This is a genomic window from Vibrio sp. KUL78 (assembly GCF_059725505.1).
Window position 1 is genome coordinate 2,473,366 of sequence record NZ_AP045837.1, and the last position, 23,342, is coordinate 2,496,707.

General features: G+C 47.8%; 15 protein-coding genes and 2 pseudogenes. 2 read left to right on the plus strand and 15 right to left on the minus strand.

Annotated features, from left to right (window positions below):
* Positions 1-72: 72 nt before the first annotated feature.
* Both buk and AC6I8Y_RS11485 read right to left on the minus strand, forming a co-directional pair.
* Positions 73-1,137, minus strand: coding sequence for a butyrate kinase (buk, locus tag AC6I8Y_RS11480; RefSeq protein WP_234495507.1), 1,065 nt, complete (start codon positions 1,135-1,137; stop codon positions 73-75).
* Between the two features lie 37 nt (positions 1,138-1,174).
* Positions 1,175-2,110: a bifunctional enoyl-CoA hydratase/phosphate acetyltransferase gene (locus AC6I8Y_RS11485; RefSeq protein WP_042476694.1), complete on the minus strand. Its 936-nt coding sequence runs from the start codon at positions 2,108-2,110 to the stop codon at positions 1,175-1,177.
* 679 nt (positions 2,111-2,789) lie between these two features.
* On the opposite strand from AC6I8Y_RS11485, the gene AC6I8Y_RS11490 reads away from it, so the two are divergent.
* A complete protein-coding gene (locus AC6I8Y_RS11490; protein ID WP_498020221.1) occupies positions 2,790-4,310 on the plus strand; it encodes a diaminopimelate decarboxylase family protein in 1,521 nt (506 codons plus the stop codon).
* 153 nt (positions 4,311-4,463) lie between these two features.
* On the opposite strand, the gene udp is transcribed toward AC6I8Y_RS11490, so the two are convergent.
* The 13 genes and pseudogenes from udp to AC6I8Y_RS11555 all read right to left on the minus strand — a co-directional run bounded on the left by udp (position 4,464) and on the right by AC6I8Y_RS11555 (position 22,010).
* Complete coding sequence (gene udp / locus AC6I8Y_RS11495) at positions 4,464-5,225, minus strand: uridine phosphorylase (protein ID WP_252011635.1); 762 nt, start codon at positions 5,223-5,225, stop codon at positions 4,464-4,466.
* A gap of 239 nt (positions 5,226-5,464) precedes the next feature.
* A pseudogene (locus AC6I8Y_RS11500) lies at positions 5,465-7,811 on the minus strand (zinc/cadmium/mercury/lead-transporting ATPase).
* 69 nt (positions 7,812-7,880) lie between these two features.
* On the minus strand, positions 7,881-9,344 hold the full coding sequence (locus AC6I8Y_RS11505) for an MATE family efflux transporter (RefSeq protein ID WP_498020222.1): 1,464 nt from the start codon (positions 9,342-9,344) through the stop codon (positions 7,881-7,883).
* 82 nt (positions 9,345-9,426) lie between these two features.
* Positions 9,427-9,843, minus strand: a complete 417-nt coding sequence (locus tag AC6I8Y_RS11510; protein WP_234495502.1) for a CBS domain-containing protein — start codon at positions 9,841-9,843, stop codon at positions 9,427-9,429.
* A 529-nt stretch (positions 9,844-10,372) separates the two neighbouring features.
* On the minus strand, positions 10,373-10,699 hold the full coding sequence (nirD, locus tag AC6I8Y_RS11515) for a nitrite reductase small subunit NirD (protein WP_042476678.1): 327 nt from the start codon (positions 10,697-10,699) through the stop codon (positions 10,373-10,375).
* A gap of 2 nt (positions 10,700-10,701) precedes the next feature.
* Positions 10,702-13,197 (minus strand): nitrite reductase large subunit NirB, encoded by a 2,496-nt coding sequence (nirB, locus tag AC6I8Y_RS11520; RefSeq protein WP_498020223.1) that lies wholly within the window; start codon positions 13,195-13,197, stop codon positions 10,702-10,704.
* A 12-nt stretch (positions 13,198-13,209) separates the two neighbouring features.
* A complete protein-coding gene (locus AC6I8Y_RS11525) occupies positions 13,210-14,049 on the minus strand; it encodes an ABC transporter ATP-binding protein (protein ID WP_498020224.1) in 840 nt (279 codons plus the stop codon).
* Between the two features lie 58 nt (positions 14,050-14,107).
* Entirely contained in the window at positions 14,108-15,076 is a 969-nt protein-coding gene (locus AC6I8Y_RS11530) for an ABC transporter permease (protein WP_498020225.1), read from the minus strand.
* Between the two features lie 48 nt (positions 15,077-15,124).
* The gene (locus AC6I8Y_RS11535; protein WP_234495498.1) at positions 15,125-16,525 is read right to left on the minus strand and encodes a CmpA/NrtA family ABC transporter substrate-binding protein; all 1,401 of its coding nucleotides are present in this window, start codon (positions 16,523-16,525) and stop codon (positions 15,125-15,127) included.
* A gap of 318 nt (positions 16,526-16,843) precedes the next feature.
* Positions 16,844-17,416, minus strand: coding sequence for an ANTAR domain-containing response regulator (locus tag AC6I8Y_RS11540; RefSeq protein WP_252011628.1), 573 nt, complete (start codon positions 17,414-17,416; stop codon positions 16,844-16,846).
* 9 nt (positions 17,417-17,425) lie between these two features.
* Entirely contained in the window at positions 17,426-18,406 is a 981-nt protein-coding gene (locus AC6I8Y_RS11545; RefSeq protein WP_498020226.1) for a glycosyl transferase family protein, read from the minus strand.
* Positions 18,407-18,482: 76 nt separating this feature from the next.
* Positions 18,483-19,320 (minus strand): annotated as a pseudogene (cobA, locus tag AC6I8Y_RS11550) (uroporphyrinogen-III C-methyltransferase).
* Between the two features lie 11 nt (positions 19,321-19,331).
* Positions 19,332-22,010 (minus strand): nitrate reductase, encoded by a 2,679-nt coding sequence (locus AC6I8Y_RS11555; RefSeq protein WP_498020227.1) that lies wholly within the window; start codon positions 22,008-22,010, stop codon positions 19,332-19,334.
* A 396-nt stretch (positions 22,011-22,406) separates the two neighbouring features.
* On the opposite strand from AC6I8Y_RS11555, the gene AC6I8Y_RS11560 reads away from it, so the two are divergent.
* Positions 22,407-23,210, plus strand: a complete 804-nt coding sequence (locus AC6I8Y_RS11560) for a Cof-type HAD-IIB family hydrolase (protein WP_498020228.1) — start codon at positions 22,407-22,409, stop codon at positions 23,208-23,210.
* Positions 23,211-23,342 lie beyond the last annotated feature (132 nt).

Sequence of the window (23,342 nt, forward strand, 5' to 3'; positions counted from 1 at the left end):
GTGGCAAGCCACTTTTAAAGAGCAAGCGCCCAGCCTGCTCCTAATCTTTATTCAATTGAGCGAGGCTACGAATTAAGCGTAAACTTGAGCCGCTTCTTCGCCGTTCACTACGCGCAGCGTACCTAGTACTAGTGCTTCTAGCTCAACTTCGCCTGGGAACTTAGTTACCGGAGCGATGAACTCAACGCGCTTAGTGATTTCAGCTGTGATGTACTTGCTGTATGCGATACCACCCGTTAGTAGGATACCGTCAACTTTTTCACCGCCGAATACCGCGCCCATTGCAGCGATCTGCTTAGAAACTTGGTAAGCCATCGCGTCTGTTACTAGTTTGAACTCAGCGTCGCCAGCTTCCGCTTTCTCTTCGATTTCACGCATGTCGATGCTACCTGTGTAGCTGAATGCGCCGCCTTTACCTTGGATGAATGCTTTCATCTCAGCGTGCGTGTATTCACCGCTGAAGCAGATGTCGATTAGCTCACGAGTTGGTAGGTCACCAGAACGCTCTGGAGTGAATGGACCTTCAGAAACTGCGTCGTTTACGTCAACAGTTTGGCCGCCCATGTGAGCACCCACAGTGATACCGCCGCCCATGTGACAAACGATAACGTTCACGTCTTCGTACTTCTTACCTTGCTCTTCAGCGAATTTACGCGCGATAGCTTTTTGGTTAAGAGCGTGGAAACGACCCTTACGCTTGATAGCTTTGTGACCAGAGAAAGCCGCTAGCTCAGATAGCTCGTAAGTTACTGGAGCGTCAGTGAAGAATGCTTCGATGCCGTTTTCATCAGCGATTTCTTTGCCGATGATGCCTGCAAGGCTAGCTGGGTGCTGGATTTGCGCTTCTAGAAGGTCTGCGATTACTGCATCGTCAACCTTGTAAGTGCCACCAGCGATTGGCTTAAGAACACCACCGCGACAAGCAACAGCGTTTAGCTCAGAAGCTTTAACACCCGCTTCTTCTAGAGCCGCTAGGATTGCTTCTTTACGGAATGCTTTTTGGTTTGCAACAACTGCACCGAATGGCGCTAGCTCTTCAGCGCTGTGACGTAGAGTTTTCTCGAACAGTTCAGTTGTACCTTCGAAAAGACCGATTTTTGTAGACGTAGAGCCTGGGTTGATAGCTAGAATTTTCATCACTTATAAACCTAAATTAAGTTATTGCTAGTTATAATTAAGCAGACGCGTCTGCTGCTTCTTTCTGCTGGCTCATAGCCGCTACAGAACATGCAAGCGCGATAGATACTGTCTTCTCAGCTTCGCCGTCAGCGCGAGAAACTAGAACAACAGGAATACGTGCACCAAGTAGAACACCCGCCATGCTGAAGCCAGCCATGTACTGAAGTGCTTTAGCAAATACGTTGCCTACTTCGATGTTTGGAACCATTAGGATATCGGCGTTGCCCGCTACAGGAGACTCGTAGCCTTTTAGGTTTGCAGCGTACTGAGATACCGCGATATCTAGAGAGATAGGACCAGAAACGATACAACCTTCGATTTCACCGTTTTGGTTCATTTTTTGAAGTTCTGCCGCGTCCATCGTCGCTGGCATCTTGTCGTATGGCTTCTCTTTCGCACACAGGTTAGCTACTTTAGGCTCTTCGATGCCTACAGAGTGCGCTAGGCTCACTGCGTTCTTGATGATGCCCGCTTTTTGCTCAAGCGTTGGCATGATGTTCATCGCTGCGTCAGTGAATACGTGGAAGCTGTCGCCGCCTTCTTTAAATAGAACGCCTGCGTGGCTAAGAACGTTACCAGTACGTAGACCGTGCTCTTTCTTAAGCACTTCTTTTAGTAGAACTGAAGTGTCGATTAGACCCTTCATTAGTAGGTCGCCTTTACCTTCAGCAATTGCAGATACTGCTGCAGTTGCGATTGCTTCTAGACCATCAGCTTCGATAATGTCGAAGTTCGCTAGATCAACGTTTGCTTTTGCTGCTGCTTCGTTGATTAGCGCGCGCTCACCAACAAGAATCACGTCTGCCATGCCTTCTTGGAATGCGTTGTTTGCTGCGTCTAGCGTTGCATCATCATGCGCTGCTGCAACAACCATGCGTTGCTTCTTACCGAACTTTTTAGCTTGCTGAATAAAGAAGTCTTTATTGTACATAGGGGCGATACCTTATATTTAAGAAGAGAGCCACTCGCCCTCTTTCTATTATCGATAAACACTTATCTCTAAAAACAATCCGTCACTGTGGAGCAATTGAAGCGGATTATTTTTTGGACCCTCGTGAAAGGTTGAGTTGAATTTATCGTAGGTATTGTCGGAATTAACGTCACTCAGTGTCAGTTTTTTTGACCGATTTACGGTAACAACTATTTGACCATGAATGGATTAACGCCCCTCACATCACTCTGAGCAATAAGAGAAGATCGTGATCACATAATTGGGGTGTTTTGAAAGGGAATTTGACCACTACATGACAAAGCAAAGCCCTGAGAGAACTAAGTAACACACCAGTTATATCAGGTATGTTACCTAGTATTTGTTAGGTAACATGGCATCGTAATAACGCAAATTCACCGCGATTATCTATTTACCTTTTCCAATAAAAAGAACGAAAAAAGTCTGATACCGAAACCAATCATTCAGGCCATGAATAATGCTTTTCAATTTGTAAAGTACAACAACGGCACTAGAGTAAGTTTTTTTGACGCTGAGTGAAGTGCCTCACTCAAAGACCTTCCCCTATACTCAACCTCAGCAAATAACAGTGATTCGGAACGCTTAAGTTTATGAATCACAAAATAGATATTACATTGACTACCATAAGTAAGGGTCGACGATGACAATCCAAAATCGCCTAGAAGAAAATTTTAAAAACCTAAACACTGTACTTGAAGAGCAAAAGCAGCTTCTTGCTGAGCACAAAGCGAACCAAAACTACGCTGAGCGCCTACAAAATCTGCTTACTCCAACAGATGAACTAAGCACTAAAGGTGATGACCTATACATCGGTGGCTGCAAAGCAACTGATCTCATTGAACAGTACGGTAGCCCGCTATTCGTACTAAGCGAAGACACACTACGTGGTAACCTACGCCGTGTTAAAAACGCGTTCGGCTCAAACTGGCCAAAACCAGTGAACGTAATGTTCGCAATCAAATCAAACACTAACTACGCGGTTCGTGCTATCTGTAACGAAGAAGGCGTGGGTGGTGACTGTTTCGGCCCTGGTGAAGTAGAAGCAACTTACATCGCAGGTGCGGATCCAAAAACTATCGCACTTAACGGTACAGTGAAGCCTGAGCTAGCTATCCGTAAAGCAATTGAGTACGGTTACGCAATCCACCTAGACTCTTACGAAGAAATCGAAATCGTTGAGCGCATCGCAGCTGAAGTTAAGCCAAAAGAAAAAGTACGTATCGCGGTACGTCTAAAAGTTATCCCAGAAGATTTCTTTAACGACTTCGAACCAGATGCCTACCCGTTCCCTAACTTCATCGGCGCGATGAAATGGATCAAATTCGGCCTTCTTAAAGAAGAAGCGAAGAAAATCGTTAACCGCGTTAAAGAAATCGATGCATTCGAATTCTACGGCTTCCACACTCACCTAGGTCGTTTCTCTAAGCAGCCTGAAGGTTGGGATGCGCTATACCGAGAGTACGCACGCAACGTTATCGAGATCTCTCGTGAGTGTGGCGTTCAACCATTCCAAATCGACCTTGGCGGCGGTTGGCCACGTGAGCGCGAGCCAGAGTGTCGTAGCGTTGAGAACATGATGAACCCGAACACAATCGAAGACTACGCGTCTATCGTTTGTAAAGGCATGCTAGAAGAGTTCAACAAAGAAGGCTTCGAGATCCCACAACTATGGCTAGAACCAGGTCGTTACATCGCGGGTAACATCGGTACGCTACTAACGTCTGTATACGTAGTAAAAGATGACCAAGAGATGGACTACACCTACACAATGGTTGACGCGTCTACTTACCTAGCAACGCTAGTTGAGTCTCAAGAGTCTAAGAACCCAGTTCTACCAGCGAACAAGATGACTCAGCCTCTTCAAGAGAAGACGACTGAAGTAGCGGGTCCAATCTGCATCCCATCAATCTGGGAAAGCGGTGCACGCATGCCAGCTCTAGAGCCAAAAGACGTTCTAGCTATCATGGATGTAGGTCACTACGCAGAGTCTCAAGCGAGCCAGTTCAACTCACTACCTCGTCCTGCAACTGTACTAGTTAAAGACGGTGAAGCTGAGCTAATCAAGCGCGCTGAAACGGTTGAAGACGTATTTGCTACGCAAATCCTTCCAGAGCGTTTCAAAAAAGCAAAAGCAGAACTTGAGAAGCAGCGTAAAGCATAATTCTTAAGTCTTCTGGACGGACAAAAGCCTCTCAATTGAGAGGCTTTTTCGTATCTGTCACCTAGATAACTACACCGACACGCAGTTAACAAAAAAGCGGAACAGTTGCCTGCTCCGCTTTTCTATAATCTCGCTTTCTAACAGCGACTGCCGTTAATCAAGTAGCTTGCGCGCCGCTTCCACAACCACGCGAATAGAACGAGTCTCTGCTTGTTTCAACGTATCATGATCCGGTGTCTCTTTTTGCGTACGGTTGATGATAACGCCCGCAACACAGCCAGCTCGTAAACCAGAACTTGCACACATGGTTAGTAGCGTGGCAGATTCCATTTCAAAGTTAAGCACACCCATTTGTTGCCACTCTTCCATAGAGCCTTGGAAACGACGTACTACACGACCCGAGAACGTATCGTAGCGCTCTTGACCTGGGTAGAAAGTATCGCTCGATGCTGTCACGCCAGTATGTACAGTTGAACCCGCTTCAATAGCCGCTTCTTTCATTGCCGTTGCTACATCGAAGTCCGCAACCGCTGGGAACTCCATCGGCGCAAAGTGTAGGCTTGCACCATCAAGGCGAACCGAGCCTGTGGTCACAATCATATCGCCCACATTCACATGTGATTGAATCGCACCTGTAGTACCAACGCGCAAGAAGGTGCGCACACCAAGTTGTGCCAGCTCTTCTACCGCGATAGACGTTGATGGACCACCGATACCAGTCGAACAAACCACCACTGGCTTGCCGTCTAGTTTTGCACGGTACACAGTGTACTCACGTTGGCTTGCCAAAAACTCTGGCTCATCCATCAACTCAGCGATCTTCTGAACTCGAGCTGGGTCACCTGGAATAATGGCAATTGTCGCGCCTTGTAGATCTTCTTTATTTACTCCGAGATGGAAAACAGCTTGGGACATGGGGGACTCCTTTTGTCTCTTGGGTATGGGTTTAAGCTTATAAGATAGCGAGAGCAATAAACGTACTCAGATCACACTTTATTAATGCAACAAAATCTAATTTTCAAATAAAAACGGTTTGCATCACACTTTTCTGTCGGATCAGCGGTGTTTTTGCACAGATTTAGTTTTTACGCTCACAAAAAAGCCGCCCTTCGCAGTTTATGCACAAGAGCGGCTTTGTTCACATCAATGCTTGTTTAATCTAGTGAAGATTTGTGGCGTAATAATCTAAGCGCATTCAAGGTTACTATCGCGGTCGCGCCACTGTCAGCGAGCACTGCAACCCAAAGCCCGGTGATACCCAGTAAACTTGTCACCAAGAATACCCCTTTCAGTCCAAGGGCAAGGGCGACGTTCTGCTTAATATTGTTAAGCGTCGCGCGTGACAGCTCTATCATCGCAGGCAACTCGGTTAGGCGATTGTGCGTTAGCGCGGCATCCGCTGTTTCCAACGCCACATCCGTGCCTCCACCCATTGCAACGCCAATGTTCGCCGCTTTCATAGCGGGTGCGTCATTGATGCCATCTCCGACCATCGCCACTCGGTGCAGGCTCGCCAATTCATTAACAAAGGTTACTTTGTCGGCTGGCAATAGGCGCGCTTTATAGTCCATACCCAACGGGACCGCGATAGAAGCCGCGCTGCGCTCATTATCCCCCGTTAGCATGATGGTGCGAACGCCGAGTTTAGATAGCTTAGCAACCGCTTCAGCAGTATCGGGACGCATTTCATCTTGCCATGCAATCAAGCCTTCCAGCTTTAGACCATCATTCGACTCGCGCAATGCAACGACGACCGTTTTGCCTTGACTCTCGAGTAACTCAATCTGCTTACTTACTTCAGCTGGGATTGCCATATCTAACTTAGACGGTGCTGACAGTACCCATTTTACGTCACCAATTAGCCCTTCAACACCAACGCCCACAAGTGCTCTCTGCTCGTCAGCACACGGGATAGTTAGCCCTAAGCGTTCAACATGACGCACTAAAGAGGTCGCCAGTGGATGATTAGAGCCTTGTTCAATAGAGGCGGTGGCAGCTAACAGCTCTTGCTCCGTTAAAGCACCAGATACAATCACGTCGGTAACCTGAGGCTTACCTAATGTGAGTGTCCCTGTTTTATCAAAGGCGACGGATTCTATATTACCAAGTTGCTCTAGTGCAGCGCCCCCTTTAATCAGCGCACCGCGTCGGGTAGCCGCCGCGAGTCCCGATGTAATCGCAGCAGGAGTGGAAATAACCAAAGCGCAAGGACAGGCAATCAACAACAGTGCAAGTCCGCGATAGACCCAGGTTTCCCATGGCTGAGCAAACAGCAGTGGTGGTGTGATAATCACTAACAGCGATACCACCATCATTAGTGGCGTGTACCAGCGGCTGAACTTATCGAGAAAACGTTCAATTGGCGCTTTGCGAGATTCGGCTTCTTCGATCAGATGCAAAATTCGATCAATCGCGTTCTCACCTTGCTTCGAGGTGACTTTTAAGCGCACGACTTTATCCGCCAATACCGCACCTGCCATAACCGTATCGCCTACCATACGTTCAACTGGGACGGACTCGCCTGTTAACGCACTTTCATCAAAGCTGGCATTCGAGCTGACTAGCTCACCATCTGCGGGCATTCGATCACCGGGTGCGACTTCTATGATGTCGCCTGGTACCAGTGCCGATGCACTTTTGGATTGGCGCTCATTGTTAACAATCACAGTGGCTTCTTCAGGTACCAAAGACATCAATGCCTGTACCCCACTTCTTGCTCGAGAGGCAGCAAAAGGCTTCTAAACGCTCACCAATCAAAAACAGCAACAACACCATTGCGGCTTCGACGGTTTCACCGAGATACAGTGCACCAATAGCGGCAACACTCATCAATGTTTCAATCGCAAATGGAGTACCCGATTTGGCAAGCTTAATGGCTTTTGCGCCAATAGGAACAAGGCCGAGAATACAGGTCAAAGTGAATAGCCATTCACTCATCGCAGGGTAAGAGCCTTTAAAAACTGCGGCGATAGCCATACCAGTGGATATCGCTAGGATATGAAAATTGTCTTTAATGGTCTTGCGCCAACCAGTTGTTGGCGGAGCTTGTTCGGCATTGTTACTCGAACTGCCGTCAAGGGCATGGATGGTAAAGCCTGCATCGATAACCGCCGCTTCGACTTGTGAAAACAACGCGGGCTCATCAACTCGCACGACGAGTTTCTCCGTCGCGAACATCACTTTCGAGCTCACCACACCGCTAATTCTATTGGTCGCTGTCTCCACCTTACGTGCACAGGATGGGCAATCCATACCGACGACTTTCCAAGATTTCAATAAACCATCAGAGCTTGCCGTCGAAGCATCATGTTCTAGGCCACTGGAAGCCGAGGGTTCTTCAGGTTCAGCACTACAGCATTCGCTGCCTGAAGAACATCCCTCAGATGCTGCTTGTGACGAAACCTTTGTAATTTGTGCAATTTTCGGTACATCGCATGCTTCCCCCACAGGGCGGATGACATTGATTTTTTGCGAGCTGCAACCTGTATGCTTAGTACACATGGGACTCTCCTTTTCATATCCTACGCCCCAAGTGTAAACCTTGGAGTTACCTCCAAGGTCAAGAAAAAGTTAGCCAGAAAGTGTCGGCGACTCCAACTGTTTATCTATCTTCGACACCTCTTCAATCATTACAGGGTCATGGGTACAAAACGGCTGTGAGTTGACGCTAACAATACTTGGGTCTTCTGCTTGCGTACATTCTCCAGTTTTGTGCAAATCAGCAATGTGAAAACGCAACACAATGTAACCTAAGACGCCAAATACGATGTTCCCGACCGCTTGACCATACAACACCCCTAGCGCGCCAAACCAAAGAGACCCAAAGTAAACAAACGGAAGCGTCCCTGCTGTTGCCTTACCAAGATTTAGGGCTGTTGAGTACAAAGGCTTGCCGAGATTATTAAACGAGGTATTGGCAACGAACAAAACGCCGTTGAAGACAAAGGTGATTGCCACATAGGTTGCAAACGCCGCGACAATAAGCGAGGCATCACCGGTTAGTGAAAATACTGAAATGAGCTGGTCTTGCACCAAATAGAGTAAGAGACATACCACCACTGTGTAGAGCGTTGTTACGATTAGCGAGTTTTTGAGTGTCTCCTCCACCCTATCTATTTTTGCCGCACCAAAGTTCTGCCCAATTATCGGTCCCACCGCCCCAGAGAGTGCAAAAATAAACGCAAAACAAACCGGGGTAATTCGACCAATGACCGCAAATCCAGCCACAAAATCTTCGCCGTATTGCGCTATTGCTGTTGTTACAATGGCATTGCCAATCGGTGTGGCGGTATTGGTAATAATGGCGGGAATCGCAATGGCTAACATGACTTTAGTATCGCGACGAACGCTATCAATACTGGGTCTTGAAAGCAATTTGTGTACTTTAACTAAAGGAACGAACGAGAAATAGAACACGGCAAATCTCGCCACGACAGACGCCGCTGCCGCTCCCTCGACGTTCCAGTTAAAACCAAAAATAAACAAAGGGTCGAGTATGGCGTTAACGATACCACCAGCTAACGTCGCCCACATTGAGCGCTTGGCATCACCCGCAGCTCGAAGGCCTGCACCACTGGCCATCCCAAGCGCAATAAGTGGCGTGCTCGGCAGTAAGATCCACAGATAGGCTTCAGCACGCTCATGCGCTTTGCCTTCTGCGCCAATCGCGGTGAGAAGTTCGGGTATATACGCGCACATCACGGCGGTTACGATGGCGCTGATAAGAAATGAAATAACTAAAACGCTGCTACCAATTTCACGGGCATAGCTAAGATTCTTGGCACCAATTGCTTTGGACATCAGCGCCCCCATCGCAATAGAGGTACCGATACTCACTGAAGTGGCAAAGAACGTCAAAGTCCCAGCAAAGCCAACCGCTGCTGCAAGCTCAGCTTGCCCCAACATACTGATAAAAAGCATATCGAGCAGATCAACAATAAAGATCGCCATAATGCCCACGGTAGACGTGCCGGACATCACCAAAATGTGGCGCATGGTTGAGCCTTCAACAAACTTGGCAGATTGTTCAGCCATCGAATTCCCTTTCTCTCTACAAACAACTTATCTCTACATACAACAAAGGGCGCCGCAGCGCCCATTTAGAACATCAGAACCGTTATACTGGATGTTTGAAACACGCTTCAATCGTTTTACCGATCGCTCGAAGTACGTCGCGTCGGGTAATGATGCCAACTAGACGTCCATTATCGATAACTGGGTACATCTTGGGTTTACCCACTTTCATCATATCAGCAAGCTCAATAATCGATGTGTGCGGCGACACGGACAATACTTCTCGGTACATACAGTCACCGACCGTGTGGGTGTCTTGACAGTGATAACTCACCTTTACCAGCTTCTCAAGCAAATCCTGCTCCGAAATAAAGCCGATGACCTGCTCTTTATCATCAATCACAGGTCCGCCTAAGTGAGTCGACTGCATAACTTTGTCTAGTGCAGCGCTAAGCGACATGTCTTCGGTAAACGTGACTGTTCTTTGCGTCATATAATCTTTTACTTTTAGCGACTCCATAGCACTCTCCTTTTCGTCCCTTGCTAATAACCTTCTACGTCCATTGTTGGCGAAACTGCCAAAAGGTCTAAGAGGGAATTACCGATACTATCGATAGTGAATTCCTATCGCAGTGTTTTACTGCTTGATATTTCTAAGAGTAAGACGGTTTTTTCTGTTTTGCCTATCTTATGGATAAGATTTTTGTAACAATCAGGTCTTCACTCAGTCACAAAATGTCATCAATACTTTCTTCACCATGTTTAAAAAACTACTCAACACCTTGTCAGACGCTATCGAATTTCGCTCGCGAATTTGGGTTGTGCATGTGTCTGAATCGTTCTTGAAAGATCAGTCTTTCGTCGTCAATGAGGACCAGTTTTCAAGCCCACTTTCGTGGATGAAAAGCAAGGGTTACGATGAGAGTATGTTGGAGAAAGTTGAGTTGATGAAGCCGTCCCAAATAGTAGTAGTGGAACTAGGCGGCGCGACTCACCAACTCATGAGAGTTAAATAGCGCCACTTATGATGACGCTATTGGGTTAAGGTTTTAGGCGGACATCACCCAAACTTCTTCGCCGCGTATTTCAACAAGCCATGTTTTCACCGAGACGTCAGGGTCTTCGATACACTCACCTGAGGTTAGGTCGAAGTGTTGTTTGTACAGCGGAGAGGCGACACAATCGCGTCCACCAATATCGCCCACGATTCCACGACTTAACACGAATGCTTCACCGATTGGGTCCCAGTTATCAATGGCGTACACAGCTTGTTCGGTCTCTGGTAGATAGAACAGCGCAAGCTGAGCCTCTCCCACCAATGCACCGCGTCCTTGATATGGCGTCAAATCGGCAACATCACAAATCTTATTCCACATGATTAATCCTCCAACTGCGGGTCAACGATGGTGACAGGAATTCTCTGACCTCGAACGCGCTGATAGCCAAGGTCGGTACTTTGTTGGTCACTGTTAATAAACGGCATAAACTTGGCGCGTTTTTCTTCCGATTCAACCGCGGTTTTCCATTCACATTGGTAGGTGTCGACAATGTGCTGCATCTGTTTTTCAAGCTGCGCATTGATACCGAGAGAGTCTTCAATGACCACTTGCTTAAGGTATTCTAAACCGCCTTCTAGGTTTTCCATCCAAACCGAGGTTCGCTGTAATCGCTCACCGGTTTTCACATAGAACATCAGCACTCGGTCAATCAAGGCCACTAGCTCGTCTGTCGTTAGGTCAGAAGCTAATAGATCGGCGTGGCGTGGGCGCATACCGCCATTACCACATACGTACAAGTTCCAGCCATTTTCGGTGGCGATCACACCAATATCTTTACTTTGTGCCTCGGCACACTCTCGTGTACACCCAGAAACCGCAAACTTAATTTTGTGCGGAGCGCGCAACCCTTTGTAGCGGTTCTCTAGATCGATGGCAAGACCAACAGAATCATCGACACCATAGCGACACCAAGTCGAACCGACACACGATTTCACGGTGCGCAGTGACTTACCGTAAGCGTGTCCGGTCTCAAAACCCGCTGAAATCAATGTATCCCAGATCTCTGGAAGCTGCTCCACTTGAGCACCGAATAAGTCGACACGCTGACCACCGGTGATCTTGGTGTAGAGATCGAATTTCTTCGCTACTTCACCGAGTACAATCAACTTCTCTGGCGTAATTTCACCGCCTGGTACGCGAGGTACAACAGAATAAGAGCCATCTTTTTGAAGGTTAGCGAGGAAAAGGTCATTGGAGTCTTGCAGACCACGATGCGAACCCTCTAGTACGTGCTCATTCCAAAGTGAAGCAAATACAGACGCGGCAGTCGGCTTACAGATATCACAACCCTTGCCCTTACCATGCTTATCAATGAGTTCATCAAAGCTCTTTATCGACTCGACTTGGCAGATATGGAACAGCTCTTGTCGTGAAAACTCGAAGTGCTCACAAAGGTGGTTGTTGACCTCTTGCCCCATGGCGACGAGCTCTTCATCTAGGACGCTCTTGACCATATTGGCACAGCCACCACAACCGGTACCGGCTTTAGTTTCATCTTTTAATGTCGCAAGATCGTGCGCCCCCGCATGAATCGCTTCAACCAGATCACCACGTGTCACATTGTGACAAGAACAGATCATGGTCGATGCACTTGCACCGCCAGAGAGTGAACTGATGTCAAATAGCAACTCAGCAGGATGCTCTGGCAAGACTTTTTCATTCAGATAAGCTTGCAACAACAAATCGTAATCAGAGGTATCACCGACAAGGATTGCACCGATAAGTTTGCTGCTGGTTTCGTCGACAATCAGTTTTTTATAAGTGCCTTGCGCCGTATCTTGCAGCACCATCTCTTTAGCACCAGGGGTCTGCATTTGCGCATCACCGATAGAAGCCACATCAACACCGAGCAACTTGAGCTTGGTACTCATGTCAGCCCCTTCAAACGTCGCCACCTTACCCATAAGCTGGTCTGCAACGGCTCTCGCCATTGCGTAACCTGGGGCAACCAGTCCAAAGATTCGATTTTGCCAAAGCGCACACTCACCAATAGCGTAAATAGCGTCATCGCTGGTTTGGCAGTTATCATTAATCACGATACCACCACGCTCGCCGATCTCTAGACCCGCAGTTCTAGCTAGTGCATCTTGTGGGCGAATACCTGCTGAGAACACGACTACATCAACATCTAACGGGTCAGCATCTTTGAACACCATGCGGTGATAAGCGGTTTCGCCGTCGCAGATTTTATCGGTACCCGTAGAGGTGTGAACCGTGAGTCCGAGATCTTCGATCTTATCTTTCAAAAGACCACCAGCGCCATCATCAAGCTGCACCGGCATAAGGCGGGGTGCAAACTCGATAACATGGGTTTCGAGACCTAGAAGCTTAAGTGCGTTGGCCGCCTCAAGACCTAATAGACCACCACCAATGACCGCCCCTGTTTTCGCACCTTCACACGCTTTGCGAATCGCGGAGAGGTCGTCCAACGTGCGATAAACGAATACATTGTCTCGGTCTTTACCCTCAATGGGTGGCACAAATGGATACGAGCCCGTGGCTAATACCAAATGGTCATAACCGAGAATGTCTTCACCGTCGAGTGTGATGCGTTTCGCTTGCTTGTCGATGTCTGTCACTCGGCTGCCCAGTACAAGCTCAACGCCATACTTTTTGTACCACTCTTCATCGCCTAACATCAGTGAATCATGTGAATTGCCAGAGAACAGTGATGAAAGTTGTACACGGTCATAGGCAGCGTAGCGCTCTTCACCAATCACCGTGATTCGATAATTTAAATGTCCTTGTTGGCTAATAAGATGAGCAATAAAGTGATGCCCAACCATGCCGTTTCCAACTACGACTAGATGCTCCATATCTGCTGCTCCCTATGCGCTTTTCTTCGCGTCTTTCTGTTTGCTGATTTCGACCGATCCTGACAGCTCGTTTTTCGCCTGTTTCTCATATAGGAAGGTCAATACGGCTTGGCGGTATTTTTGATACTGCGGGTTGTCTGCCATTGCCACGCGGTTACGTGGGCGTTCTAGGTTAATATCCAACACCTCGCCGATGGTCGCTGCTGGTCCATTGGTCATCATGACAATCTTGTCAGAAAGCAAGACCGCTTCATCCACATCGTGGGTAATCATAATCACGGTGTTGTTGAGCTCAGTTTGAATCGCCATTAGGGCATCTTGAAGCTTGGCACGCGTCAATGCATCCAAAGCACCAAACGGTTCGTCCATTAACAGTACTTTTGGCTTAAGTGCTAGGGCGCGAGCAATGCCCACACGCTGCTTCATACCACCGGAGATTTCATCCGGCTTCTTATCTGCTGCATGATCCATTTCCACGAGATCAAGATAATGGTGTACCTGCTCTTTCACCCATGCTTTGTCTTTGCCCTTCGCTACCTGCTTAACGGCAAGCTCAATGTTCTCGTATACTGTTAGCCATGGCAGAAGCGAGTGGTTTTGGAACACCACAGCACGCTCAGGCCCAGGGCCATCCACTTCTCGTCCATCAACGATAACACCACCATCGGTTGGGAAGTGAAGCCCAGCGACCAAGTTCAGCACGGTAGACTTACCACAGCCAGAGTGACCAATCAGAGAGATAAACTCGCCTTTTTGTATCTGTAAATTAACGTTTTTCAGTGCCACAAACTCCCCTTGTGGCGTAGGGAACCGCATTCCAAGCTGGGTCAGGTCAAGTAAAGGTTTCGACATCAGTAACTTCCTTATTCCATTCGTCTAGGTATCACTCGTTAGTGTGGTGGCTACCTAGTTAGCGGAGCGATTGTTGTTTATTCCAAGAAAAGTGTTTTTGTAGTAGCAACATGCCACGGTCTAGTAACAGGCCAATTAAACCGATAGCAAATACCGCCACCATAATTCGGCCTAGCGATGCTGAGCTGCCGTTCTGGAACTCATCCCAAACAAACTTGCCTAGACCTGGGTTCTGCGCCAGCATTTCTGCCGCAATCAGTACCATCCATGCGATACCGAGTGATAAGCGAAGACCGGTAAAAATCATTGGGATCGCTGACGGTAGAACGATTGTGCGAATGTGTTGCCACCAAGAGAGCTTAAGCACCTTGCTTACGTTAAGAAGATCCTTGTCTACGCTCGTTACACCCACAGCGGTATTAATCAAAGTTGGCCACAAGCTACATAGCGCAACGGTAATCAGTGAGTTGACGAATGACTTAGCAAACAGTGGATCGTCACTGACATAAGTCGCACTCACTACCATGGTCACAATCGGTAGCCATGCCAACGGTGAAACTGGCTTAAGTAGTTGAATGATTGGGTTAAATGCCTGATAAACCCCTTGATTTAAGCCAAGGACGATACCGAGTGGAATCGCGATGACCGAAGCGAGGATGAAACCACCTGCCACCGTAATCAATGACGTTCCAATCTGGTCAAAGAAAGTCGGTTTACCCGTGTATGGGCGGATCTTCACTTCCGCGTCTGGGTTTTTCGCCAGTTTTGCTGCGTTGCGTTTTTCCTGACGCTCAACGAAAGCTTCCGCTTTCTCACGCTCCTCTACATGCTCCGCAGCTAGGTTTTTAAATTGTTCAAACGTTTGAACGGGACCTGGAAGGGTACCCAGTGACGTTTCAACCTGTCTCGCTGCCAAATGCCACATCATTAGGAAACAAAGAATCCCGATGAGGGGGAACAGCAGCACTCGGCTGCGGTTCACCACCATTTCACGGCTTGGCTTCAGTGATATTACGTTCGTTGCCATCGCCTTTACTCCTTAGCTATTACTGCAATCATTCCGTTGACCTAATGCTTAAACCTTGTCTTTGCCTTTCAGACCGATTGAGAATTTCTCAAGGTAAGCGTTAGGTTTAGTGCCGTCGTAGACGATGTTGTCGATAAAGTGTTTCTGAGGGGCACGGAAGCCATCTTCAGATTTAAAATCAGGGAAGTCTTTCGACGTTAGTACGCCATCTTCTACCAAGGCTTCAGCCGCTTGTTGATAGATGTCAGGACGGTATACTTCCTTCGCGATGTTCATGTACCACTCATCATCCTGTGAATCAGCAATCTGACCCCAACGACGCATCTGTGTTAGGTACCAAATCGCGTCACTGTAGTATGGGTATGTCGCGTTGTGGCGGAAGAACACGTTAAAGTCAGGTACATCACGCTTATCGCCTTTCTCGTATTCGAACGTACCTGTCATGCTGTTAGCGATAACTTCAGCATCCGCACCTACATAAGCACTCTTGGCAAGGATCTTCACGGCCTCTTCACGGTTTGCGTTGTTATTCTCATCCAACCAATGCGCAGCACGGATAAGCGCTTTTACAACACGGATATGAGTATTTGGGTTTTCTTCAGCCCAAGACTTCGATACACCAAATACCTTCTCTGGGTTGTTTTTCCAGATCTCGTAGTCGGTCACGACTGGTACACCAATACCCTTAAATACCGCTTGTTGGTTCCACGGTTCGCCTACGCAGTAGCCTTCAATCGTGCCCGCTTCCATGGTCGCTGGCATTTGTGGTGGCGGTGTCACGCTAAGCAGAACATCGGCATTCACTTGACCGCTGTTATCACCGGATTTTGGTGCATAGTAACCAGGGTGAATACCACCAGCTGCGAGCCAGTAGCGCAGTTCATAGTTATGTGTGGATACTGGGAACACCATACCCATATTGAACGGTTTACCTTCATCTAGGTAACCCTCAACCACAGGCTTTAGCGCATCGGCTTTGATTGGGTGAACCGGTTTACCATCCGCTTGCATCTCAAGGTGTGGCTTCATCGCCGACCAAGTTTTGTTAGAAACCGTAATCGCATTACCGTTTAAGTCCATGCTAAATGCCGTGATGACTTCTGCTTTGGTACCAATACCTATGGTTGCACCTAACGGCTGACCAGCCAGCATGTGTGCGCCATCAAGTTCACCGTCAATCACACGGTCTAGCAGTACCTTCCAGTTCGCTTGCGCTTCTAGCGTCACGTAAAGACCTTCGTCCTCAAAGAAGCCTTTCTCGTATGCGACGGCAAGCGGCGCCATATCGGTCAGCTTGATGAAGCCAAACTTCAGCTCTTCGATTTCTGGCTCGCCCAATTCAGCCCATGCTGATGTGCCAACAAGTAGCGTTGCTGTCGCGATTGTTGCGGTGCTGACGCGATGAAACGTCTTACCGATTTGAGTTCCTAGTTGAGTCCATTTCTTCATAACACTCTCTCCGTGTGATGCTTAAAAATTTTTCCAAAAAAAAAGGCGCTACTGCTATCAATAAGCAATAGAGCCTATGTATAAGCAGTAACGCCGTCGCCAACCTTCACTTCACCGCCGTTGATGATTTCAGGAGCTGCCCACTAAGGGGCGGGGGTATTGTGTTTGATATTAGTCTTTCAATATGCGTGCCAAAATGTATTTATTTATATTTATCAGCACTTTAGTTAAATTTAGTTACTTTGTTGGTTAAATTTTGCTTCGCCAGTGTGCACCGTGCACCAATTGAATGAATTATCACTAACCCCAAAGTAGTAGCTAAAGGCTGATGGACTCTAGGGTGTGGATGAGGTTCTTCGAGACTTGAGCAAGCGATAAGCTCGACTGCATGGACGATTTTCGAAGTGCCGAGAAGGCGGTCTGCTCATCGAGATGATGATGCTTCATCAACAAACCTTTGGCTTTTTCAATAAGCTTACGCTCTTCTAGCTTTAGGTTAAGCGCTTCAAGTTTCTGGTCGTCTTGAATCGATTTCTCACGTACCTGTCTTGCATGAACCACCCACGCGCTGAGCTCAAACTGTGAATCATGAGGCAGCAATACGTAATCATTTCCAACAGGTAAGCGATTGATATCATTCTCATTTAGTTGTTTTAGAATAACAAGAAGGGGGCGCTGTCTCTGCTTTGCGGCATCCATGATAAGCGAGAGTTCAGCACAAGGTTGCTGCCACGAGATAACCAGCGTGGCAGAGGGTTCTTTTTCAAGCATGGACTCCAGCTGAGATAGCTGGCAGCCCATGATTTTGTCGAAGTCTTTGGCAAGCCTTGCGCTAATATGCGCCTGTTCTGCAATAGAGTCGCAGCAAACTAAGACGGGTGTTTTTGGCATACGATTTTCCTAACATAGTGTTCCTTCACTCGTTAGACCATCGCAATATGTGTGCCAAAGTGTTTTTGCTTTTGATTCCGCGCTTTCCCAGTCGCCAGAAAGTGTAAATAGCGCTATCGTCAGCGTACTGATGATGGTGTTCGCCATCATGTCTTGCTCATCTTCACCGGTTCCCAGTGGACAAGGAATCACGGGCTGAGTGGTCATCGTCTCTTCTACGTAGTGAGAGTTCACCTTGCCGTCTTCCGCCCACCAGATGGTTTGGCTAACCTTAGGGTTGTACTCCGTCTCACCAGATTGACCTTTAAACGATACTGTTCGCTGAGTCTGCTCCGACTGTAAGTGAACTAACGATTCAACCTTGGCATGCAGCTCTTGAAACCCTGGGTGGAAGCTACCTCGCAGTGCAAACGGTGCATTTGCTGGGTTGAGAGCCCTTGCAACGGTATTGATCGGCGTTCTAAGACCGTAGCGATGCTTCCAATCGAGCATCACTTTAACCTGAGGCAGGAAGTTCTCTAAGGGTAGATACGCGATGTTAAACTGCTCAAGCAGGGTTTTCGCCTCATCTAAGTTAGCTGCGGTATTGATATTAAGATGACGAAGAAAATCACGGGCATGCAGACGATTGTGCATCTTGTCTAAGTCGCCGTGCAGTAATATCTTCACTCCACTGTCTGCCAGAATTTTGGCTGCGACTAGGTGCCACGGTAAGCCTGAGGTTTGTCCTGTGCGTTTGCCTGCATAAAGCGGCCAGTCAAGGTCGGCAAACTGATCTTGGGTACTCTTAAGAGCTTGCACGAAGCCCGCGATCTCTTCTGGCGTCTCATCGCGAACGCGGATGAGCATCATCAGCATGGCCATTTGATCATCACCAACCTCACCAGCCAGATAGGCTTGCATTACTTCTCTGGCTTGAGTTTGTGTGAGTGGACCTCGTCCTCGAGAACCGCGACCCACGGTACGTATACATTCTTGAATTAACGACACATCCTCTCCTACTTCTTGTATTTGACCGCTACTATGTGCTGCTTATTATGACTATGCTCTACTTACAATGAAAAAGCTAAGCAACAGCATACTCCTGCGCCACATCGAGAAGCTCCTGACGAATCGATACCACTTCACCGATGATCATCAAAGCAGGGCTCAAGCCGCGAAGCTGGTCAGCTATCTGATTTAACTGTGATAATTCGAAAGTATATACTTCCTGCTCTGGGCTACAACCTTTACCAATAATCGCTACTGGCGTATTTGGGCTTAACCCTGAGTCTAGCAGTCCTGTTTGTATCTCTCGGCTTTTTTCGAGCCCCATATAGCACACTAAGGTCTGCCCTTGAGCAATTAACGACGACCAAGCAGGGAGCGCACCAGAGACGACATTCCCCGTGACTAAGGTGACGCTTCGTGCCACCTTGCGGTGGGTAAGCGGTATCAAGGCACTAGAAGAGCAGCCAAGCGCTGCGGTAATGCCAGGAATGACTTCAAACGCAATGTTGGCCGACTTCAGCGCAAGCGCTTCTTCGCCACCGCGACCAAACACAAACGGGTCACCCCCCTTTTAGTCTCACTGCACGATAGCCTTTTTGACCGCAGTCTTTGAGGATCTCATTGATTGACTCTTGATTAAGGCTTGGCATCCCACAACGTTTACCCACATAGAAACGCAGTGTCGATGCTGGAATAAGATCCAATATCGACTGACTGACTAAGCGGTCATAAACCACGATATCCGCGTTTTGAATTCGCTTATGCGCGGCCATGGTCAATAAGTCAGGGTCACCTGGCCCAGCACCAACAATCGATACAAACCCTTTGCCACCCTTGCGTGGCAGTTCATCAATAAACCCTGCATCTTGCTGTTGATGAGGACGGTATGCTTGCTCATTCCTTTGAGTGTTCATCCTACGTCTCCTTACTTCACAACGACATCTATTTGTTCTGACTGTTGGTGATGCTGATTCACCAACTTCTCTACTTCTGGCAGGCACGAACCACAGTTACTTCCACATTTAAGCTGCCCTTGCAACTGGGCGACAGTGGTGTGGTTCTGCGTTTGTATCGCATCGACAATCTGCTTTTCTGTGACTCTAAAACAGCTGCAAACGAGCTTACTCGGTGCTTCGTTCTGAATCGCTTTCAGGGTTTTAGAAAGCGAAAACGGCTGACCAATAAGTTGAGTAATTTGCGCTACATCAGCGTCAAACGCCTTATCCTCTACTTGAACAAAGCTTTTTACCGTGAGAGCGGCGTCATTGGCACAGCTTAGCGTTACCCAGCCATGCTCCGTATCCATCACAAGCAGCTTGCCATTTAACGCAGCGTCCGTCGCCTGAGTCCATGTTTGTTTGCTCAACACCGATTTAGAAGCGTAACGCCAAAGATTACGGCTTTGACCCTCGCCTTCAGTAATCTGCATCGAAGAAAAGTCCGCGATATCACCTAGCTTGTCAGCGTTCTCGCCAATCGCGACGAAGTAACTACCGATGGCAAAGGGTTCGACCTCAACGAACGAGGATTTGAACGCTGGTTGGCCTGAGAATGGGTCGACTACAGACTCAGTAACATGGTTAACGCCGCTGCCTGCACCAAACTCACCCGCCCAGTGCATAGAGAGGTAAACACTATGCAATCCTAAGCCGTCGTCTTCTTTAACACGAGCCACAATCTCAGCACGGCTTTCTGGAGCGACAAGTCGAGCCAATTGCCCCGTTTTAAGCGCTGCGCGTTCTATCGAAAGCGGGTTTAGATAGACCGTTGGCTCTGTTTCTTTTTGCGTCAAAGCCGGCACGAAACCGGTTCGTGTCATGGTATGCCACTGGTCTCTATCACGGCCCGTGTTGAGTACAAACTGATGCTGTCCTCGAGGAACTTGGCTCAATGAGTCTGCTGGAACGATAAGATTCGCGCGGCCGTTTGGCGTTGCGAATTGCCCATCTGAGAACGGACGCTTACCATCGAGCGGCCATTGTTTAGGCTGCCACTGTGCATAATCGACTGCCGACAGTGCACTTAGCTCGCTTAGATCAAACAGCTGTGGGCTGTCACTATTGATAGAGGAGAGCTCAACATGCTCTTTGAAAATGTCATACTCACTCTCATAGTCAAATCCATCTTCTACCTTCATTAGCTCACACAGCGCTTGACCGACTTTAGACACCGCCCACCAATCGGGCTTGCTTTCACCGCGCAGTGGCAAGAAGGCTCGCTGCCTCGACATCATGCGTTCAGAGTTGGTGACCATGCCTTGTTTTTCACCCCAGCCTGCTGCTGGCAAGATAATATCTGCGTACTGAGCAATATCGGAATCCACACAGATATCGGAGACAATCACAAGCTCACATTTCTTAAGAGCGCGCTTAATTTTGTGACTTTGTGGGAGTGAAACCACTGGATTCGTCGCCATGATCCAAACCGCTTTCACCTCGCCTTTTTCAATGGCGTCAAACAAGTCGACCGCCTTTAGGCCCGGTTTTGTCGCCATATTAGGCGCACGCCAAATGGCTTTTACTTTGTCGATGGACGCTTGGTCAAATCCTCGGTGAACTGCGAGTTGGTTCGCTAAGCCGCCAACTTCACGCCCTCCCATAGCGTTCGGCTGCCCGGTAATGGAAAACGGGCCACAACCTTCTCTGCCAATTTTTCCCGTCAGCAGATGTGCGTTAATGATAACGTTGCCCTTATCTGTCCCATTCTCGGCTTGGTTAACGCCCTGACAATAGAGGGTGATAACTCTCTTTTTCGTGGCGAACCAATGATAAAACTGCTTAAGGCGTGTTCTATCTACTTGAGTTTTTTCCGCGACTGATTCCAGCGAGCATGTCGCTTGTTTAGCAGCGTCAAGCAAGGATTCACTACCTTGGGTATGCTCAGCGATATAGTCGTTATCCAAAGTGCCAGTATCCAAACAATACCTTGCAAGCCCCATAAATAGGTCAACATCACTGTCAGACTCCAAAGGAAGATGAAGGTCTGCCTGCTCAGCACTCATGGTTTTTCGCGGATCGATCACCACCAGCTTAAGGTTTGGATTCGACTCACGCGCCTGCTGGATACGACGAAATACAATCGGGTGTGTCCACGCCGCATTTGAACCCACCAAAACAATCATCTCGGCAAGTTCGAGATCAGCATAATTAACGGGAACGACATCCTCACCAAAGGCACGCACATGGGAAGCAACGGCAGAAGACATACATAACCTTGAGTTGGTATCAATATTCGCTGTACCGACATAACCCTTCATGAGTTTGTTTGCTACATAGTAATCCTCCGTCAGTAACTGACCTGAGACGTACATAGACAAGGCGTCGGCGCCATACTGCTGCTTAATATCGTGAAATCGTGTCGCAATCGTGTCGATCGCTTCTTGCCACGAGGCTTGTTTGCCATTGATCTTTGGATAAAGAAGCCTAGCGGGTCCGGTGTGGCTATCATCGAGCGATGAGCCTTTTACACACAAGGCTCCCATATTCGCTGGATGGTTAAGATCCCCTTTAGTCGAAGCATCTTTTGGATTACTGACACATTTTGCGACGAGGCCGCAACCGACACCACAATACGGACATGTTGTATTGACACTTCTCGGCTTCATAACGTCTCCTTTAGCCAGGCTATATCAACAAAAAGGCGCCTCTCCTTGTTACAAGAAGAGGCGCCTTTGCCATTGACGAGTTAGTTTTTGTTCACTTCAGTGCTTTGACGCTCCTTTCGAGCCATTCACCGAGCTTTTCGTAAGTGAACAAATGCAAATTTGAGTCCAACCCTATAAGCTCAATATTTTCAGACACTTAATTAACACTTAAATTAAGGCTTCACGATTATTGCGCATTTAGTAGCACCAAAACGGTGCAAAACAGTATATTTAGACTTGAAGCACGAAACCCTGAGAGCAAACTCCGCGTTAAGAGACACCGTAATTTACTGCCTACTACTTTGAATTTGAGTATACTCTTGCCCCTGTTCATTCACTCAGAATACCTAGCGACCTATGACCGATACTATTAAGTTCATCGCCACCGACATGGATGGCACATTGCTTGACGAAAACAGCAATCTGCCACCTGCATTCCCAGAATTTTTTCAACGACTAAAGAATGAAAACATTCTATTCGCAGCCGCGTCTGGTCGTCAGTACTACAGCCTGTACGATACCTTTGAAGGCTATCAAGACGAGATGTTGTTCATCGCAGAAAACGGCACGCTGGTGATGCATCAAGGTAAAGAACTTTATAGCTGCACACTCGATAGTGATTCAGTTCCATCGATCATCACCAAAGCTCGCACTATTAGTGATGCATTCATCGTTTTATGCGGCAAGAAAGGGGCTTATATTGAGACACAGGATCCCACCGCACTCGAAGAGATTAGCAAGTATTACCACCGCTGCGAGTATGTTGAGGATCTGCTTACCGTTGAAGACGAGTTCATCAAGATCGCAGTGCTTAATTTCAACGGCTCAGCGGAACAGATTGAGCCAATAATCCGACCTACATTCGGTGACGACTTCCAGGTTGTGGTGAGTGCGAAAATTTGGCTTGATGTTATGAACAAAGTCGCCTCAAAGGGTGCGGCGATACGTCACCTGCAGCAGACGATGGGGTTCACTTATGAACAAACCATGAGTTTTGGTGATTACTTTAATGACGCAGAAATGCTTAAAGAGAGCTATTACTCGTACGCAATGGAAAATGCACACCCTGGTGTCAAAGAAATTGCGCGCTTTTCAGCACCAAGTAACACTGAGTTTGGCGTAATTAGCGCGGTATACGACTTTTTAGATAACCAGCAGTAAGGTTATCGAAGTCGCCAACGGAACAATTAACAGGGGTTCGAGATTAGCGCGAGCCCCTTTTTAATCAAAGCTAAAACCAGCCTTACCCCTTCCCTTTCAGTTTTTCTCGCTTCCTGCCCAATTTTCAATTGT

Excerpts from the sequence above, each read along its gene's own strand:
- buk (WP_234495507.1), bottom strand. The coding sequence starts at position 1,137 with ATGAAAATTCTAGCTATCAACCCAGGCTCTACGTCTACAAAAATCGGT.
- AC6I8Y_RS11485 (WP_042476694.1), bottom strand. The coding sequence starts at position 2,110 with ATGTACAATAAAGACTTCTTTATTCAGCAAGCTAAAAAGTTCGGTAAG.
- AC6I8Y_RS11490 (WP_498020221.1), top strand. The coding sequence starts at position 2,790 with ATGACAATCCAAAATCGCCTAGAAGAAAATTTTAAAAACCTAAACACT.
- udp (WP_252011635.1), bottom strand. The coding sequence starts at position 5,225 with ATGTCCCAAGCTGTTTTCCATCTCGGAGTAAATAAAGAAGATCTACAA.
- AC6I8Y_RS11505 (WP_498020222.1), bottom strand. The coding sequence starts at position 9,344 with ATGGCTGAACAATCTGCCAAGTTTGTTGAAGGCTCAACCATGCGCCAC.
- AC6I8Y_RS11510 (WP_234495502.1), bottom strand. The coding sequence starts at position 9,843 with ATGGAGTCGCTAAAAGTAAAAGATTATATGACGCAAAGAACAGTCACG.
- nirD (WP_042476678.1), bottom strand. The coding sequence starts at position 10,699 with ATGTGGAATAAGATTTGTGATGTTGCCGATTTGACGCCATATCAAGGA.
- nirB (WP_498020223.1), bottom strand. The coding sequence starts at position 13,197 with ATGGAGCATCTAGTCGTAGTTGGAAACGGCATGGTTGGGCATCACTTT.
- AC6I8Y_RS11525 (WP_498020224.1), bottom strand. The coding sequence starts at position 14,049 with ATGTCGAAACCTTTACTTGACCTGACCCAGCTTGGAATGCGGTTCCCT.
- AC6I8Y_RS11530 (WP_498020225.1), bottom strand. The coding sequence starts at position 15,076 with ATGGCAACGAACGTAATATCACTGAAGCCAAGCCGTGAAATGGTGGTG.
- AC6I8Y_RS11535 (WP_234495498.1), bottom strand. The coding sequence starts at position 16,525 with ATGAAGAAATGGACTCAACTAGGAACTCAAATCGGTAAGACGTTTCAT.
- AC6I8Y_RS11540 (WP_252011628.1), bottom strand. The coding sequence starts at position 17,416 with ATGCCAAAAACACCCGTCTTAGTTTGCTGCGACTCTATTGCAGAACAG.
- AC6I8Y_RS11555 (WP_498020227.1), bottom strand. The coding sequence starts at position 22,010 with ATGAAGCCGAGAAGTGTCAATACAACATGTCCGTATTGTGGTGTCGGT.
- AC6I8Y_RS11560 (WP_498020228.1), top strand. The coding sequence starts at position 22,407 with ATGACCGATACTATTAAGTTCATCGCCACCGACATGGATGGCACATTG.